Here is an 18324-nt window from a genome sequence, read left to right as displayed (position 1 = left end):
CGGAATGGTCAAAAAATAACCGGCGGTCGCCCGACCGCCGCGAGAGACCCCCGCAGGATTCTCCCATTTTTTGACCAACCCATCTTCCAGCCAGCCGGCAACTGACTTGGAACTCGAAAACCTGAAACTCTCTTAAAGCTCCAAGAACAGCCGCGCCGGGTCTTCGATCACTTCTTTGATCGTGCGCAAGAAGCTGACGGCTTCGCGTCCGTCGACGATGCGGTGGTCGTAGGTCAGCGCGACGTACATCATCGGCCGGATCTCGACTTTGCCGTCGATCGCCACGGGACGGTCCTGGATCGAGTGCAGTCCCAAGATACCGCTTTGCGGCGGGTTGACGATCGGGGTGCTGAGCAGTGATCCGTAGATCCCACCGTTGCTGATCGTGAACGTTCCGCCGATCAAGTCTTCGGCTTGCAACCGGTTTTCGACCGCCTGCTTGGCAAAGTCGGCGATCGTCCACTCGATTTCGGCAAAGGACAAGCGTTCGGTGTTGCGGACGATCGGCACGACCAGTCCCTTGCCGCCGCCCATCGCGATCCCGATGTCCTGGTAGTTGCGATAGATCGCGCTGTCGTCACGGATTTCCGCGTTGACGGCGGGGAATCGTCGCAGCGCTTCGACGCTGGCTTTGGCAAAGAACGACATGAAGCCGAGCTTGACGCCGTGCTTTTCCTGGAAGGCGTCTTTGTACTTTTTGCGCAGATCCATCACGGGCTTCATGTCGATTTCGTTGAACGTCGTCAACAGTGCCGCGGTCTGTTGGGCGCTGACCAGCCGCGACGCGATCGTGCGACGGAGCATGCTGAGCGGTTTGACCTCTTCGCTGCGATCGGGCGCGCCGGTGACCAGGGTGCTGGCCGGTTTGCTTGTCGCGACGGCGGTCGACGCGGCGGGTTTTGACGCCGGAGGCTTTTCTTGCGGTTTCGGCTTAGACTTTGCCCCGCCTTGATCGAGAAACTTCAGGACGTCTTCCTTGAGCAATCGTCCGCCGGGGCCACTTGCCGGGACGTCGGACGCGGACAACCCGTTTTCGTCCAGCAGCCGTTGGGCGGCCGGCATCACAAAACTGGCCTCCGCCCCGGCGGAGCTCGCCGGTGAGCTTGACGACTCGGCCTCGCCCCCACCGCCGGCAGGGGCGTCGTCTCCGTCGGGACGCGGGGCGACGCGGATTTTTGCAATCACCTCCCCGATCTCGGCAAAGTCTTCCGATTCCTTGCTGATATTTTCCAAGAATCCCGCGGCCGGGGCGGGAAGCTGGACCGAGGCCTTTTCCGTTTCAATCTCGACAAGATCTTCGCCCTCGTCGACCCAGTCGCCTTCGGATTTGATCCAGGTGCCCAGTTGGACTTCGGTGATGGATTCACCCACGGTCGGCACTTCGACGTCTACGATTTCGCTCACGGTTTCCGGCTTCCCATACAGGATTGGACTTCGACATTGGTTTCTCGGGCTGCGCCGCCGAGCGACGGGCCGCCGACAGGATAACCAGCCGGAGTCGCAGTGTCATCGACGGGGCCGCAGAGAAAGGAGGCGTTTGTCAGCCGCGGAGCATGCGAATCAGGTCGTCGTTGGACAGCTTGGCGGCGGCCTCGGTCCCCTCCATCACCCCGGCGACGAGATCGCGTTTGGATTCGTGCAGCGCCAGAATCTCTTCTTCGATCGTGCCCCGGGCGACGATGCGGTACACCATCACCGGTTTGTCTTGCCCCATCCGGTGGGCCCGGTCGGTCGCCTGGTCTTCGACGGCCGGATTCCACCACGGGTCCATGTGGATCACGTAATCGGCCGCGGTCAGATTCAACCCGGTTCCGCCGGCTTTGAGCGAGATCAGGAAGACGTCGGCGCTGCCGGATTGGAATTCGTCGACGGCCACCTGGCGGGCCTTGGCCGGCGTTGATCCGTCCAAGTACTGGTAGCTGAATCCACGCTCGTCGAGTGCCTTGCGGATCAACCCCAGGTGCTCGGTGAATTGGCTAAACACGAGCGCCCGGTGGCCTTCTTCGCGCAAGCTGTCCAGGGTCTCACAAAGCTGGTCCAGTTTGGCCGAGGAATCGGTCCACTGCTTGTTGACCAACCCGGCATGGCAGGCGATTTGCCGCAGCCGGGTCATCAGGGCCAGGATCTTGAAGCGTTGGTCTTGGATGTGCGGCAGGGCTTCGATGGAATCGATTTCGCCGATCGCCGCCAAGCGAACCTTCTCGTACTCGGCACGTTCGGCCGGGCTCAGGTCCACGTACAGGTTCATCTCCGTGCGGGGCGGCAATTCCGTCAATACTTCGGATTTGGTCCGCCGCAACACGAAGGGTTTCAATCGTTCGGCCAGCGCCCGTCGTGCCGGCTGGCTGGCTTCCTTTTCGATCGGGGCGGCGAAGCGTTTGCGAAAGTGTTCCCAGCCGCCGAAGACGCCCGGCGACACGACGTGGAACAGGCTCCACAATTCACCGAGATGGTTTTCCACCGGCGTTCCCGTCAGCGCGACCGTCCAATCGGCATCAATCCCGGCGATCGCCTTGCTGGTTTTGCTGCGGCTGTTCTTGATCGCCTGGGCTTCGTCCAACACCATCGTCGACCAGTTCACGCCGGCCAGCGCCTCGGCGTCTCGCAACGCCAAACCGTAGCTACAGATCACAAGCGATCCGGGGCCGACCGAAGGCAGGAACTCGCCGCGTTCGGTTTCTCGGTACAAGTGAACGTCCAAATCGGGGGCGAATCGCTCGGCTTCTCGCTGCCAATTGAATCCGACACTGGTCGGCGCGATCACCAGCGCCGGGCCGTCGGCGGATCGATCCAACAGGACGGCCAGGGTTTGCAGGGTTTTGCCAAGGCCCATGTCGTCGGCCAAGATTCCGCCGACGCCCCACTCGGCCAATTTCCGCAGCCACTTGTAGCCGTCGACTTGGTAATCCCGCAAATCGGCATCCAAGCCTTTCGGCACGGCCGGGTCCAGCTTTTCCGCTTTGGCCAGGCGTTTGACGCACTTCTCCCACGCCCGACTGGCTTTGACGGCGACGTCGGCATCGACCAGTTCACGGATCGCCGGGGCCGCGGTCGCGTCCAGTTTAAGCGTCTTGCGATCGGTGTGCGTCGCCGCCTGCAACTTCTTGAGCCGCTGACGCAGCCCCGCGGAGATCCTGGCCCACTGCCCGTCGGCCAGTTTGATGTAATCGCCGATGCCCGCTTGGTCGTCGTCGGGAAGCCCGTTGATCAAGTCACCCAGCGGCATCGAATGCTCGCCGAAGGTGCACTCGCCGGTGATTCCGAACCAGTTGCGTTTGTTGGTGATGTCGACCTTGACGTTGCTGCTGGACAGATTGCCGAGCACCGAGACCGGTTTCTCACCCGTGCGATCCCACAACACTTCGACGTCGCTGTCGGGCGATTGCAGGTCCTCGATCAACCGCAACGCGACGCCAAAATCTTCGATCGTCCCGAACCCGTCTTCGGGATCGATCGACAATCCCCAACGGCTGAGCAACCGGTCGATCTGTTCGGATTCGCGCGTCACCGAGCGAACGAGTTGCACTTTCTGGCCATCGCGTTCGGTGGCGACCACCATCGGGTCGGACAACGGTCGCCGCAACACCCCGGCCGCGTCGCGGATACGGATCCCGAAATCCAGTCGGCCGTCGGCGCGGCTGCGCAGCAGGATCGCCGGGCGGCCCTCACCGGCCTGGATCGAACCGGCGATCGAAGGCGGCAACAGAATGGACAGTCGTTTTTGAAACTTGACCAACGGCTGAACCAAATCGTCCAGGCGCCCCTTGGCAACCGGCGGCAACTGAGCCAACGACCGAATCAATTCAGAATCCGTCTCTGTCGTGCGGCCGACCAAGATCGCGTTGTTGTCCAGGTCGAATCGCAAGAAAGACTCACGCGATGCAAGCACTTTGGTGAAAATGCTGCCGCCCGTTTCGTCGCAGAACAGAACACGAAACTTATCGTCGGCCGATCCGATGGAAAGGTAGTTGGGATAGGGCAGCACACGGACCGGTTCCTTCTCCCACGCAACGTTGTCCTGCCCGACGAGCTGTTCGATCGCGGCCACCGGATCTAATTGATACGAGTACTGGCTGTAGTAGCTCGTGTCCCGCTCGATCAGGTCCACCACCCGCTCGTCGGCTTCGGACAACGGAATCGAACGATCATTCAGCAGGTGGTCCAGCCGAATCTTCTTGCCTTTGGTGTACCCGTCGCCGCGTTTCTTTTTTTGCTGAAGCAGTGGTTGGACCGACAGATACCCTCCGCTGCTCTCACTGAAATCCCACAGCACACGCTGCGGGACCGAGTCGGCAAGCGGCGGAAGCAGATCGTCATCGCGATCGACGACATCCGAAAACAGGTCGGTTTGGTCGGCAACGATTTGATTCAGCTGGGCGATGGCGATCGTCGATGGATCGGGCAAAAACGATTCCCGCGGCGGTTCCCCCGACAGCATCTCATCACGCTCGATCTTGGCCCGCAAGCTCCGATCCTGATCCAGTCGCTCGATGGCGTGAATCACAAATTGATAGCAGTGCAAACAGGGGTTCATCCCCTCAGATTCCTCGCAATCGCATCCGGCCGGCGCAGATTCCTCATCAACCGATGCATAGACGTTGTGGACCTCCCCGTCCTTGCTCCACGTCCCCTGCATTTCGCCGCAGTCATAAACCTGCTCGATTCGAATTTCTGCCCGGTTTGACCGTTCCCGTTTCGAACGAACGTGGGCGGATTGAACCGAACTGGGAAACTGGCCCGTAATGTCTCGCATCCATTCGATCCACGAGTCGGGATCCAGTGGATCGAAGACCGGCTCGTCGAACCAATCATCGTCGCCGCCAAAGAGCGACATCAACTCGCTGAGGTTCCCCGGACTGCGTCGGGACGCGAGGACTTTGCGGAGTTTTTCCAATTGGCTTTGAGATCGCGACACGTTGAACTCCGTTTCGGATGAGGGGGCGTCAGGCGAGCAGCAATTTAACAGCGCCCGCTCAATCAGACGAGTTCGTTTTCCGACTGGTCGGCGAAATCCTGCTTCACCCGCAACGGGACCGCGATTTTCCGCAGTCGAAACTCGCGGAACAGCAGGATCAGATTGATCGCCAGCACGCCCGACCCGACCACCAGGATCAAAATCGCGACCTCCGCCGGCAGCCCCCGACCGCTGAACGCTTCATTCCAGGTCCACATCCAGTTGCTCGCATGCAGTGCGGAATAGGTTATGGATATGCGGCCTCGCAGAGTGACATCGATGATCGCCGGCACGATCACGCCCATGAAATAGACGACGATCGCCGCAACCAGCGGGGCGACAAAGGACGGCCCCAGCCGCTTTAAAAACGGCATCGACAGCAACCGCATCGCGCCCAGGTACCCCAGCAAGTACCCGATCATCATGGCCGCAAAGATCGCGACCGGTGTGTCGGGCCCGGCCCCCAGGACAGTCCCCGATTGGCGCCACAGCGTCCCCACGCCGGCCAGCACCACCAGCCCGGCCACGCCGGTCGCGACGACGAACATGAACCCGGTCCCCGGCCCGGGCATCCACCACGTGAACAACATGCGAGTCGTGTAGGTCGCCGGCAACCCGCGGCGGACGCGGGGGCTAAGCTCCGCCGACTCGCCGCACATGAACATTCCGACCAGCAACCAGAAGATCCCCAAGTACAACAAGCCTTCGTTGATCCATGCCAGATCACCGGTCGCCAGCGTGGCGTACGCGATCGTCACCACCCAGATCGCCTGTTGGCAAAACAAAATCGCCCGCAACCGCGTCGATCGGTTCTCGGTGACCGGAGCGATCCGAGCCGCCGCCGCGGCGACGAACAGTACCACGAAGGACGCCGCGACGGTGAACGAGGACAAAAACCCGAACCAGGTTCCGCTCCACTGCTCCGGCAAAACCATCGAAAACACAAACCCGCAACATGTAAACTCGACGATAACAATGAACGCGACCAAGGCGACCAGTAGAAACGTCTGCAGCGTCCGCCCCTTGGCCAACGTCGACAACACCAGCGCCAACGCGGTCAACACCAGCGCGATGATAAAGATGATGGCGACCACCAACAAAATCGTCAGCAACCCGATCCCGCGCAACAGGTAACAGAACGCCAGGCAGGGCACGATGGCAGAAAAGTAGATCAACATCTGCAACACGGCACTGTTCATCTTGCCCGAGACGATCCTCCAGGCCGTCAGCCGCGTGATCGCCAACATCTCATACGTGCCTTCGTCCAACTCGGCCGCCAGGGATCGAAACGCCACCAAGGGGACAAAGGCGAACATCGAAATCGACAGGATCAAAAAGTACCCGATCATCATCGTGTCGCCGGTCGGGATGTAATAAACATCCGGCGCGTTGAACACGATCCCCATGATCGTCCAGGCGCACGAGGCGGCAAGCAAACAAAAGAACGTGATCAGAAACTGTTTGCTCTTGAGTGATTGACGGGCTTCCTTGACCAGAATCGGATTCAACAAACTCGTCAGTCGCTCGGTCGCCCGGTCGATCCAACCCCACCACCCGCTGCCCTCGGGGTCGAGCGCAAGCGCCGGGTAGGGGAACGCCTGGCCGCCGCCGCCGAGCGAAAGCGTCGCATCGATCGACGATGTCCCATCAACCGCCGTCGGCACATCGCGAGCTGCTTCTGCATCGGCTTGCGACTGATGATCCCCTGGGGCGGGCTGGCGTGACTCGGTCATTGCACGTTCCCCGCGGTGACCTTCAAGAACAAATCCTCCAGCGACTCGTCGACCAGCCGATATTCCAGCACGTTGACGCGGGCGTCGCACAAACGATGCAGCACCTGGATCTGGCGATCGCGTTTGCCATCGATGCGAAACCGAAGCGAGCCGCTAAGCTCGACAACTTCCGAGACATCCTCCAGTTGCTGCAAGACGGTTTTCGCCGTTTCCGTTTCGCCGTCGATGACGACGATCAATTCCAGGTGCGGCTTCGAGTTGCCTTTCAGACCGGCCACGGTGTCGTTGGCCAGCAAACGCCCCTGTTCGATGATCCCGACCCGATCACACATCTCGGCCAATTCGCTCAAGATGTGGCTGCTGATCAGAATCGTCTTTCCGTCGGCGGCCAAAGACCGAATGATGTGCCGCAATTCGATCCGGGCGCGGGGGTCCAGTCCGGCGGCGGGTTCATCCAGGATCAACACGGAGGGATCGTGGATCAGCGCGCGGCCGAGACACAGGCGTTGCCGCATCCCCTTGCTCAAACCGGTGATCGGTTTTTCGGCCATCGAACGCAGGCCGGTAAAGTCCATCACCCAGCGGATCCGTCGCGTCCGTTGGCGGCCGATCAAGCCATTGGAACGTGCGAAAAAATCCAGGTACTCCGCACAGTTCGTATCGCTGTAGGAACCGAAGGCATCGGGCATGAACCCCAATCGCCGGCGGACACGGTCGGGGTCGTTGACCGAGGACAGGCCTTCGACAAACGCGTCGCCTTCGGTCGGCAACTCCAGCGTGGCCAGGATCCGCATGCTGGTCGTCTTGCCGGCCCCGTTGGGACCGATGTAACCGAACACGCTGCCGCGGGGCACCATAAAGGACACGTGGTCGACCGCGCGGGTGCTGCCGAACAACCGCGTCACATCCTGCAATTCGATCATCGGCCCCTGCCAGGGCGTCGGCGGAACCACGGCATTGCGGTGCATCGTCACGTCGGTCACGGCAACAGCCCTCCGATCATGCGGACGCATTCGTCTTGAACACACTGCCGCAGCGCAAACTGGTCCTCATCGACCTCCGTCAATGCCAAGAACGATCGCCACTGCGGATTGCGAGTGAACGTCAACAACTGCTCTTCGACCGCGGTTCGGTCGTTCATCGACACGCGGTTCTGATACGGCGTGGGCATCTGGGTCGAATCCGGATCGATCACGCCCTCTGCGATCTCCAAGAACACGTTGGAGGCTGCTTTGTTGAGCGTCACGGTCGCGCCACCGGCCACATTGCGGGCGATCCAATACTTGCCCTTGTCGTCACGCACACCCACGATCGACAACGGCGTGGACAGGTGGTTGGTCAACCTCACCGCATCGCCGCCCAACGTGATCCCCAGCGGGCACTCGCCTTCGCCGGGCCGCGTGACCAGGTAATGGACCTGAGTCCGCGTGGGTAGAAAGTCGCCGGAATAACGTCGATCGTTCCCGATCTGGTCGATCAGGTATTCGCCCGGCCGCGAGTCATCGGCGACGTAATAATTGTAGGTGTTCATCATTTCGGAATGATGAACCGGCAACACAAACGCATCACCGTCAAACCGCAGCCCCCGTTGATTGTCGACCACGGTGTAATAGGTCTGGCGCGATTGGTCGACGATGGGATAGCGAGGCGTCTGGTTCTCGCGTGCATCCGAGACCGGATGCCGACCGTCGATCCAGGTCAGCTGACGGATCCGGGCTCGGTTGTCGAACCCATCGGACAGGAACGCATAAAAAGCCAATCCCATCGTGGTCAGAAAAGCCAGCGTCGGAGCGAGGAAGTACAGCAAGTAGAGTCGCCCGCGCCGCCGCAACCCGAAGTACAGCAGCGGCCCCATGACCAACACAAACAACCCATTCAGGATGACAAACATCGTCACCGGCGGCTGACCGACCGTCGACATCAACCAGGCCCAGTAGCTGTCGTTGCCCGTGGCGTATTCCACCCCGTTGCGTTCGCCCCAGCGCTGCTTGTCCATTTCCAGCGCCTTCCAAAACTGGAACGACCCCGGAAACGGATCCTCTTGGTCGATCAGGACGACGCGTCCCCAACCGTACGGCATCACCCCCAACCCGGCCGCCAGCTTCCCCCGGGGGATCGTCTGAACCATCGGATGCTTGGCCGCCACCAGATCTTCATAGACGGACTTGCGAGTCGTTTCGCTGGCCCCGTAGGCGTAGGAGTTGGAATAATACGAACCGTAGTTCCAGGGCTGGTACTGGATCGCCGACAGGTCGTTGGGCTCTCGGAGCGACAAGGACGTCGCCGGATTGGCCGTGTACCGAATCGCTTTGTTGACATCGATTTGCTCGCCCGCCAGCCAACTCGCCGACAATGTCGCCGAAGGGGGCTGTGCCGGCGGTGTTCCGGCCGGCGGTGTTCCGGCCGGCGGTGCTCCGGCCGGCGGTGCTCCGGCCGGCTGTGTTCCGGCGGGCGGTGCTCCGGCCGGCGGTGGCGCCGCGTAGGCCCAAATCTGGCCGCCGGCGGAAACCCACCGTTTGATCTCCGCCGACCGCTCGGGCTGCTCCTGCTCGATGCGTCGCAGCAACGGATAGGGCGCCAGGATTAGATCCAACTGGCTGTATCCGATCCACGAGCCCTGCAATGCGTCTTCCTCGATCAACCGGAACCGCGCCCAGCCATAGACGACATCGTCGATCAATTTGCGCGCCTGTTTGTCGCCGAGTCGTTTGATGTCGTCTTTGGTGCTGATCGGGCCTTCCCCCAAGACGGTCACGATCGAACGGACATCGGGAAACCGGGCCCAGGCCGCGGTGGAGGTCGCCGCGTCGCGGGGGATCATGATCCCGATCGACATGTATTGCCCCCAGTCTTTCACGTTCGGCGGGATGGCCAGTTTCGAAGCGAGCTTTCCCAACCGGCGACCGTCTTCGATGATCTGGACCGAACACGATTCCCAGCGATAAAAGTGCGGCACCAGAACCGGCTGATCAAACGTCTTGACACCTTGGGGAACGGTGACGTCGCATGCGAATTGGAAATCGATTTTTGTGGCGTATTGGGTCCGGGGACGGAACAAGATCCGCAGTCGTCGTTGACGGGTGAACGACTTGCCGATCGCCTGAAACCGCAACGTGATCGGCTGAAACCCCTCGTTGCCTAACCGCTCGCTGATCACAAACATCGTGAACCCGGCTTGGGCCGGATTCGAGGGTGCCGCCCCCAACTGGGTCTCTTCGGCGGCGGCCGGGACCATCATCAGCGCCCAGCACGCCGCGACGCCCAAGCGAAGAAGTTTTCTCATTGGGCCTCGCCGTCGCAATTGACGGGCGCCGGCGTGACATCGGGCATCCGTGTCGCCGGCACATACACCTTGGCCGGTTGCTCGGGTCCGATCGCCGCCGAGCCGATCGTGGAAAACAAACTGGCCAGCGAAAACGTGGCCACGCACATCAACATCGGCAGCGTCACGATGGCGATCAAGACCGTCGCCAGCACGGCCCACGGCTGTCCGTTGCTGACCGCTTGTTGGACCACACCCATCGCCGCGGCGCACACGGTGACCAATCCGATCAACCATCGCAGCGAGATCTTGGGCAAAAAGGGTTCGGATGTGATCGGGTCAGCCATAAGACTCTCTTTCCCCAGGGCAAATCGTTCCCCTAACATAACAAATCCCATTCGACTCCGGCGGCTGGCAAGCACTGCCGAAAACTGGCAGAAAAATCGGCGACAGAAAAATGAAGACCGGGAGAGCAGAGCCAGGCAAGAGGGGCGATTGGTCAAAAAATGGGTGGGTCAAAAAATGGGTGGACAGCGCGATCTGCACGCCGCCAGATTTTTACGGTGATTTGTCGTGATTCTTGTGCAATGAAGCGCTGTCGAGATTGATAAGTCCTACGAGACTCGCTCAAACAAGCCGGGCGACGGTCCGCCATTTTTTGACCACTCAATTTTTTGACCACCTCCCCTCCCCCAAAAAAACGGCCCCGACAAGTTTCCTCGCCGGGGCCGTTTTCGGGTTTGTCGTGCGACCGCTGAGCGGCGTTCAAGACCACTCAGCGGCTGGGTCGTTCGGCACGATCAGTTGCAGTTGGTGCAACCGGCACCGGTTGCCATCGGGGCGGCCGCGCCGCAGTCGACGCATCCGGCTCCGGGAGCGGCCGCGGCGCCGTAGCTGTACACGGGCACTTGGACCGTGGTCGGCACGGGTTTGCAAACCTGAACCTGGACTTCCTTCATGGTCGTTTCGGGGATGCACACGGTGTACTCCTCGGGAACCTCTTCGGTCACGTTTTCATAAACGGTGACGTTGTAGGTGCGGACGCGTTCCTGCTTGACGCAAACGGTGTAGTTAACGTCGCGCTGGCGAGTTTGCTCTTCCATCCGCGTCTTGGTGACCGTTCGTGTCCCTTCTTCCGTCTTGTAGGTCGTCTGGGGCACCATGCGGACGCGGGTTTCGTTCACCATTTTGGTGACCGGAACCATCTTCTTGCGAGTCTCGTTGCGGTACTTGGTGACCTCACGAGTCCGTTCTTCTTGCTTGGTCGAGCACAACGTCACCATCCGTTTGCGGGTTTCGGGCACCATTTCGCAATAGGGGACTTCGCGGGTGCGAGTTTCGATCCGCGTCTTCGGGACGTTGACCGTCCGTTTCCGCGTCTCGGTCACCATTTCGCAGTAGGGAACCTGACGTTCGTGCGTTTCCATTCGCGTGCGTCGGACCGGAACTTCGCGGGTGCGTGTTTCGGTCTTGTACTTGGTGACGTTACAGGTCCGTTCTTCGGTACGCATTTTTCGCACCTGAACCTTTCGCATCCGTTGCTCGGTGCGATAGCGGGTGACGTTCACCACACGCGTCTTCGTCTCCGGAACGCAGCGGGTCACCGGGACCTTGCGGGTCTTGGTTTCGGTGACGTAGCTGGTCGTGGTGTAGGTGTAAGGTTCCTCGGTGGTCTGACGCTCGTACGTCGTGACCGGGACCTCTTTGGTGACCAGGTTGGGCACCCAGACCTTGCGGTAGGTCACCACGGGGGCACATCCACCGCCGACAACGCCGGCCGAGCCGCCACAGGGATCGCACGGGGACGCACATCCGCCACAGGGGTTGCAGGCCGAAGCGCATCCGCCACAGCTTCCGCAACCTGCTCCGGCGCCGCAACCTGCGCCAGCACTTGCGGCGGTCTCAACCGCTTGGCATTCGTAGCTGCCGTGGTCTTCGGTGACGGTTTTCATGGTCGTCACCGGAACGCACTTGGTGACCGTTCGCGTCGCGGTCTTGGTTTCCGTGACCGGCGTTTGAACCGTGTAGGTCTCCTCGACTTCCTCGGTGTGCGGGACCATCACCGTGTAAGGCTGCTCGACTTGATCGGTGTAGGGGACGCAGACCGAATAGGGCTGTTCGACCGTTTCGCAATACGGGACCTGGACGGTGTACGTGTGCGGTTCGGTGTAAGGCACCTGGACGTTGTAGGTTTGCGTCACGGTGTCGGTGTACGGAACGCACACTTGGTACGTCTCGGTCCGCATTTTCTTGACCGGAACCTGAACGGTGTATTCCTGTTCCTCCGGCTCGGTGTAGCGGACACAGACGTCATAGGTCTCGGTGCGGGTCTTTTGGACCGGAACGTGCACGGTGTATTCCTGTTCCACCTGTTCGGTCACCGGGACGGTGGCCAGGTAGGTTTGGGTTTCCTTGTAGGGGACGCAAACCGTGTAGGTCCGCTCCTCTTCGGTGGTCTTGGGAACACACACCGTGTAGGTCTGTTCGACCTCGGTCGTCACCGGGACCTGAACCTTGTAGGGCACTTCCTCGGTATACTCCACGGGCACGCAAACGGTGTAGGTTTCGGTTTTGGTGCGGACCTCGGGAACGTTGACCGTGTAGGTCTGCTGGCGGGTTTGCACCTTGGCCACTTGCCGCGTCACCGTCCGCATGCGAGTGCGGGTTTCGGTCTTGTAAGTCGTCGTCGGAACCATGCGGGTTTCCGACACCAGCTGCGGTCGCATGACCGTGCGGGTTTCATACGTCACGGCGGGGCCAGCAGCCCCGCCGGCCGCGACGCAGCCCGAGCCGCTTGAGCAGCCGGTGCAATCGCCGCATTGGGCAAAGACGTTGGCCGCGCACAACAGTGCGATGCACAGTCCTGCAAAGCCTCGATTCATGTTGATCTTCATTCGAGTGAGTCCTCCAAAAAGTCTCACAGCCAGAGAGCCGATGATGGAAATACGGGAGAGTTTTTAACGGCTGCGTAGTTTGGGCTACCGCCCAGCCCCTTGAATGTAGACGTACGCTATCCCCTGTCAACAATTCGCAACGGACAGGAAACGCAAATCGCCAATTTCGCCTAAGCGTGCCAAACAGCGGCAAGGAAACCGAGCCGTACCACGAACGTCTGTCGACCCGACAGGGATCGATCGCGTTACCGGGCTGAAGCGAAAAAGTTATGGAATTCCCGCACCCGCATTGTTTTTTTTCTCAAGTCACGCGGCCCCGGTGACGACATCCGCCCGGCGTTTGCGGCGGTGTCATTTTGATTTGCACGGATTGTCGCACGATCACGCCGCAGCCCATTGAATGTGCACCGGCGACCGGATCGGAACGCACACTCGTGCTCGGATTGACGACAGCGATGGCATCGTCCCGAAAGCCGATGGCTTTCCTGTGTGCCGACCGAGCGGTTTCCGATCGCACCCGTTGCCCCCGGAAGACGGATTCAAGACGACGGATTCAATCAGGACGTCCAGTCGACCGGTCGCCCCAGCGGTTCCCGTGCCGCTATGATTCCGCGCCATCGGAGGGTGATCCGGGAAGGGGAGATCGCGGCATTGGGGCTCGGGCCGACGGGGCGCGGCTTCGGCCGCAGCGATACGATCACGGGTGTTCGCCGGCGGGATCTTTCGACGTCTCGGCGTTGCGGGATTGACTGCCAGCGACGCCAACCGCCTTCGGTTAGGGCGGAAGATCTGACCACAAGGTGGGTTGACAGGCAATTGAGCCGGTTTGCGCGGGCAAAGCCCGGATTCGTGGGGGTTCAAAGGTGGTTGATGACGCGTTTTCTCGTATGATTCTTTGGTGAGGTAGTGCCGATGAACCGACGTATGTATGGATGTGCGTTCATCGATGAGTTTTTGGAGGCGGCCCCGGACAGGTCGCCTTCGCTCGATTTTATCCGCGTGGTCAGAGGCGTGATATGACTCGATCCACTTCCCCGTTCGGCACCGACGACGGCACCGGTCGCCCCGGTGAGTCGACGGAGACGATCCGGCTGATCTGCGTCGGCGACAAGCAAACGCTCCCGCGCGGGTTCTCGGACGACGAAGTGCTGGCGCTCGATTCCTCGGCGACGGTGCTGGATCAGTTGGCGAGCCCCTCGATCGAGGGCGTCTGGATCGCACGCGATTTGTTGCCCGAACTGGGCGAGCTGCGGGGGATCTGTCAAAGCGGACTGATGCTCCGCGATCTTCCCGAGGGGGCTGCACTGCTGGATCACAAGATTCGTGTGCTGTGGGCCAACCGACGCCTGAAGGCCTGGGCCGGCAAGCTGGATGAAGATCCGACCGGCGAAACGATTTACGACTTGCTGGGCAACCCGGACATCATGGGGTCGGACCTGTGCCCGTTCCACACCGCGTTTTCGACGGGCGAAGAAAGCAGCGGAACGTTTCAAACCTCCGACAACCGTTTCTTTCAAGTCCGCGCAGCCCCGGTCGGGGACAATGCCGCCGAGCCTCATTTGGTGGTGACCGTCGGCGACATCACCGAGGAAATCCTGCAGCAACAAAAACTTGCCGCAATCCACCGCGCCGGACGCGAACTGGCCGATTTGCGGCCGACCGAAATCTATCAGATGGGCGTCGACGAGCGGATCGATTTGCTGAAAGACAACATCCGTCACTACCTGACCGATCTGCTGAATTTCGAAGTGATCGAGATCCGGCTGCTGGAACAAGCCAGCGGCAACCTGGTCCCGCTGTTGAGCGTTGGGATCGACCAGGAAGCGGCCGATCGACAACTGTTTGCCCATCCGCAAGGCAACGGGATCACCGGCTACGCCGCGTCGAGTGGAACGAGCTACCTGTGCTACGACGTGATCAACGATCCGTTGTTCATCCCCGGCGTGGCCAACGCACGTAGCTCACTGACCGTCCCGTTGATTTTGAACGATCAGGTGCTCGGGACGATCAACGTGGAAAGCCCCGAAGTCGCCGCGTTCAGCGAAAGCGACTTGCAGTTCCTCGAAATCTTTGCCCGCGACATCAGCTTCGCACTCAACACGCTCGAGTTGCTGGTCGCCCAGAAAGCGGACACCGCCCAGCAGAGCTGCAACGCGATTCACAGTGCCGTCGCCTTGCCGGTCGACGAGATCCTGAACGATGCCGTCAACGTGATGGAGGATTACATCGGCCACTCGCCGGAAATGGTCGATCGCATCCGGCGGATCTTGAAGAACGCCCGTGACATCAAGCAAACGATCCAGCAGATCGGCCAACGGCTCACCCCGCTGGAAGCCGTCCCGCCGGGCATCTCCTCGGACGAACACGCCTTGCTTCGCGGCAAACGCATCTTGGTCGTCGACGAAGACAGCACCGTCCGCGAAGACGCCCACACGCTGCTAGAACGCTATGGTTGCATCGTCGAAACCGCCCGCGGTGCCGACCAGGCCGTGTTGATGGTTCGTGATGCCGGGGAAGACGACAAGTACGACGTCATCATCAGCGACATCAAATTGCCCGAACACAGTGGTTTCCAATTGATGATGCGGCTGAAAAAGATCATCGACCCGGTGCCGATGATCTTGATGACCGGCTTCGGTTACGACCCCGGACACTCGATCGTTCACGCCCTGCAAAACGGCCTGCACCCCAAAGCAAGGTTGTTCAAACCGTTCCGGCTGGACCAGCTGATCGACGTGGTCCAGACCGTGCTGCTGGCCGGCGGCGTCGCTCCCCAGGCCAACACCAGTGCCGACTCTGCGACTAGCAAGTCCACGGTCGGCTAGTGCCGTCACGAATCGCTGATCAAGCGAAGCCCCCCAAGACAGATTAGGGCCCGGATCGCAGCCGATTGTTTTGCGGTGCGATTGTCGCAAGGTCTCTTTGCTTCGGCATGAATGACCATCGTCAGAGCTTCCCCGCTGCCAGCGGGCACGATTCATTGGATTCCCCCGCAAAGCCGGGGGAGAAGGGAGCCATTGCAATTTGCGTCGACACCAGTGCTGGCCGGCGGCTTCCGCTACACCGATCGCGGTGCCGCGTAGGGGTTCAGCTGCGGCCGCGGCGATTGGGCGCCCGGCTTGCCGACCCCAACATGCCCCAGATCCAAACGCTGCCTGTGCTCGCCGCCAGGGTCGCGGTAGCTGAAGTCCCCACCCGTGGCGATGCGGCCGATGTCGTTGCACAATTGAATCGTTTGCTGCCGTCGATGCCGCGAACGCAAGCCTCCCAAGCGGTGATCGCGATAGGCCAACGCAAACTCCAGCGGCCCGTCGGCGGTCCGCACGGTCACGACCACAAAGTGCAATCGATGAAAACAACCGGTCGGCCGCACCGATTCCACGCCCACGTCGATGATCGACGCAGCGGGGAACCAATACCGCGAGTGATCGCCTTCCATCGCCACGCCGGCCTCGTCGATGTGAATCAACATCACGTCCTCGGCGGTGTCCAGCATGGTCGCGTTCCAATTCTCGCGCGGCACCCATTCGACCAGACGGGCCGTTTGGATCCAGTCGTGGTCACGTGTCTCGGGATCCAGGCCCCCCTGCGGCCGCATCCGCAGACTGCGACGCAACCGACGCACCAACCACTGGTTCATCGGCCATTCGGGATAGGTGCCCGCCCACGAGATTTGACCGACAATGATCAGCGGAACGAGGACGGCCGCGGGCAACAATGCGACACCGGATCCGACCCAAGCCGACAAAAGAAACAGCGGCGAAACCAAGCCGACCATCAGCACCGGGGCCAGCAACAACGATGCATTGAGCATCAATTTCCAGCCGATCGTGAGCACCCGCCCGGCGTAGGGTTCCGGGACCGGTGTCACCGTGGCGAGAATCGAGTCGGCGGCGGACGGGTGCATGAAACAGGGCCGATCGGGGAGTGCGTCAGGCGCGAAGCAATAAAGCCCCAGGTTAATGATCCGCGACCATTTTCCCAACTGATTTCCACCGCCGCTTGGTAAGTTCATTCCGCGGCGGTTCGGATTAGACACCCCATCCACCTTCAACATCGGACAGACATGGACCTGGATTCACAAGCAAGACGACTGGTGGAGCTTCTCGGTGAGAAGCGTCAAACGCTGGTGTTGGCCGAAAGCTGCACCGGCGGGCTGATCGCGGCCACGCTGGCCACCATCCCCGGCGTGTCGGCTTGGCTGGCCGGGTCGCTGGTCGTCTATCAAGAGGCCAGCAAACAACGCTGGCTGGGGGTGGCCGAAGAAACACTCGCCGAACACACCGCCGTCAGCGCGCCGGTCGCCCATCAAATGGTTGCCGGGGCGCTCCACACGACCCCTCATGCCGACCTGGCGGCTTCGGTGACGGGGCATCTGGGGCCGAATGCCCCGGCAGAGTTTGACGGCTTGATCTATGTCGGTGTGGGTCGACGCGGCCAACCACCGCGGACCTGGGGCGTGGAATTGAAGGCCCCCAAGCGTGTCGGCCGGCAACGCGAATCGGCCTTGGTCGTGATCGACACCTTGATCGGGGTCCTGGAAAGGCTGGAGTAGTTTCAGGTTTCAGAGGAGAAAGCTCGACGTCGCGAAAAAACTTCTGGGCAACTTGCACAATTGGCGTTGACGCTTTCTCCGACTTTCTCAATATTCTCGTCTCGTCAGAAGCCGATAGGTTTTCTGCGAAGTGGGAGAATTTGCCGCCGAGGTGCGTTTTCGCCTCGGGACTGGTGATTTTGCTAACACCACCCGACCTCCATTGAGTCGTGACCATATGGGTAAGAAATCAAAGCGGTATCGCGCCGCGCTCGAAAAGCAACCAGCCAACACGCTTCCTCTGGATGAAGCGGTCACCGCGCTCAAGGCGTACGATTCGACCAAGTTTGATCAAACGGTCGAAATCCACATGCGGCTGGGCGTCGATCCGAACCAAGCGGACCAGATCATCCGCGGCTCGCTGGTGCTTCCTCACGGGATCGGAAAACAGCAACGCGTCGTCGTGTTCGCCAAGGGCGAAGCAGCGGACGCAGCCAAGGAAGCGGGTGCCGATGAAGTCGGCCAAGAAGACCTGGCCAAGAAGATCAAGGACGGCTGGACAGACTTTGACGTCTGCATCGCCGCACCCGACATGATGGGATTGGTCGGCCCTTTGGGACGCGTCCTGGGGCCCCGCGGCCTGATGCCCAGCCCACGTGCAGGGACCGTGACGCCCGACGTCGGCAAAGTCGTCGGCGAGTACAAGGCCGGGAAGGTCGAGTTCCGCAACGACAAAGGCGGCAACGTCCACGCGATGGTCGGGAAGATGAGTTTCGAGGCCGACAAGCTGGTCGACAACATCAACGCGTTCATCCAATTCGTGGACGGACTGAAACCGCAGACGATCAAAGGCACGTACGTCAAAGGCGTGGCGATCTGCGCAACGATGAGCCCGAGCGTGCGAGTCACGTGCTAATCGGCGTCCCCGTCATCCTTAACTGCAGTGA

The 18324-nt window shown here is 60.9% G+C and carries 11 protein-coding genes; 3 read left to right on the top strand and 8 right to left on the bottom strand.

Annotation, left to right across the window (positions count from 1 at the left end; all coding sequences use genetic code 11):
• Nucleotides 1-132: 132 nt before the first annotated feature.
• The 7 genes from odhB to H1B37_RS13620 form a co-directional block, all read right to left on the bottom strand.
• On the bottom strand, nucleotides 133-1404 hold the full coding sequence (odhB, locus tag H1B37_RS13650; protein ID WP_182867212.1) for a 2-oxoglutarate dehydrogenase complex dihydrolipoyllysine-residue succinyltransferase: 1272 nt from the start codon (nucleotides 1402-1404) through the stop codon (nucleotides 133-135).
• A 136-nt stretch (nucleotides 1405-1540) separates the two neighbouring features.
• Nucleotides 1541-4915 carry a DEAD/DEAH box helicase gene (locus H1B37_RS13645; protein WP_353620836.1) on the bottom strand — a complete coding sequence of 1125 codons (3375 nt, stop codon included), beginning with the start codon at nucleotides 4913-4915 and terminating at the stop codon, nucleotides 1541-1543.
• A gap of 62 nt (nucleotides 4916-4977) precedes the next feature.
• Nucleotides 4978-6687, bottom strand: coding sequence for an ABC transporter permease (locus H1B37_RS13640; RefSeq protein WP_182867211.1), 1710 nt, complete (start codon nucleotides 6685-6687; stop codon nucleotides 4978-4980).
• Nucleotides 6684-7610 carry an ABC transporter ATP-binding protein gene (locus H1B37_RS13635; RefSeq protein WP_182867228.1) on the bottom strand — a complete coding sequence of 309 codons (927 nt, stop codon included), beginning with the start codon at nucleotides 7608-7610 and terminating at the stop codon, nucleotides 6684-6686. Before H1B37_RS13635 ends, H1B37_RS13640 begins: the two co-directional genes overlap by 4 nt.
• Before the next feature lie 56 nt (nucleotides 7611-7666).
• On the bottom strand, nucleotides 7667-9970 hold the full coding sequence (locus tag H1B37_RS13630; RefSeq protein ID WP_182867210.1) for a hypothetical protein: 2304 nt from the start codon (nucleotides 9968-9970) through the stop codon (nucleotides 7667-7669).
• Nucleotides 9967-10296, bottom strand: coding sequence for a hypothetical protein (locus H1B37_RS13625; protein ID WP_182867209.1), 330 nt, complete (start codon nucleotides 10294-10296; stop codon nucleotides 9967-9969). Before H1B37_RS13625 ends, H1B37_RS13630 begins: the two co-directional genes overlap by 4 nt.
• Before the next feature lie 453 nt (nucleotides 10297-10749).
• Complete coding sequence (locus H1B37_RS13620; RefSeq protein ID WP_286177723.1) at nucleotides 10750-12831, bottom strand: hypothetical protein; 2082 nt, start codon at nucleotides 12829-12831, stop codon at nucleotides 10750-10752.
• Nucleotides 12832-13859: 1028 nt separating this feature from the next.
• Here H1B37_RS13620 and H1B37_RS13615 point away from each other — a divergent pair.
• Nucleotides 13860-15668, top strand: coding sequence for a response regulator (locus tag H1B37_RS13615; protein WP_182867207.1), 1809 nt, complete (start codon nucleotides 13860-13862; stop codon nucleotides 15666-15668).
• A gap of 233 nt (nucleotides 15669-15901) precedes the next feature.
• Here H1B37_RS13615 and H1B37_RS13610 read toward each other — a convergent pair whose 3' ends face one another.
• Nucleotides 15902-16858, bottom strand: coding sequence for a hypothetical protein (locus H1B37_RS13610; protein WP_182867206.1), 957 nt, complete (start codon nucleotides 16856-16858; stop codon nucleotides 15902-15904).
• 51 nt (nucleotides 16859-16909) lie between these two features.
• Between H1B37_RS13610 and H1B37_RS13605 the strand changes: the two genes are divergently transcribed.
• Together H1B37_RS13605 and rplA are read left to right on the top strand one after the other, a co-directional pair.
• The gene (locus H1B37_RS13605) at nucleotides 16910-17398 is read left to right on the top strand and encodes a CinA family protein (RefSeq protein WP_182867205.1); all 489 of its coding nucleotides are present in this window, start codon (nucleotides 16910-16912) and stop codon (nucleotides 17396-17398) included.
• A gap of 217 nt (nucleotides 17399-17615) precedes the next feature.
• Complete coding sequence (gene rplA, locus H1B37_RS13600; RefSeq protein WP_182867204.1) at nucleotides 17616-18293, top strand: 50S ribosomal protein L1; 678 nt, start codon at nucleotides 17616-17618, stop codon at nucleotides 18291-18293.
• Nucleotides 18294-18324 lie beyond the last annotated feature (31 nt).

The sequence above is a fragment of the Stieleria mannarensis genome (genome assembly GCF_014154935.1).
GTDB lineage: Bacteria > Planctomycetota > Planctomycetia > Pirellulales > Pirellulaceae > Stieleria > Stieleria mannarensis.
This window is presented reverse-complemented; position numbering and strand designations above follow the sequence as displayed.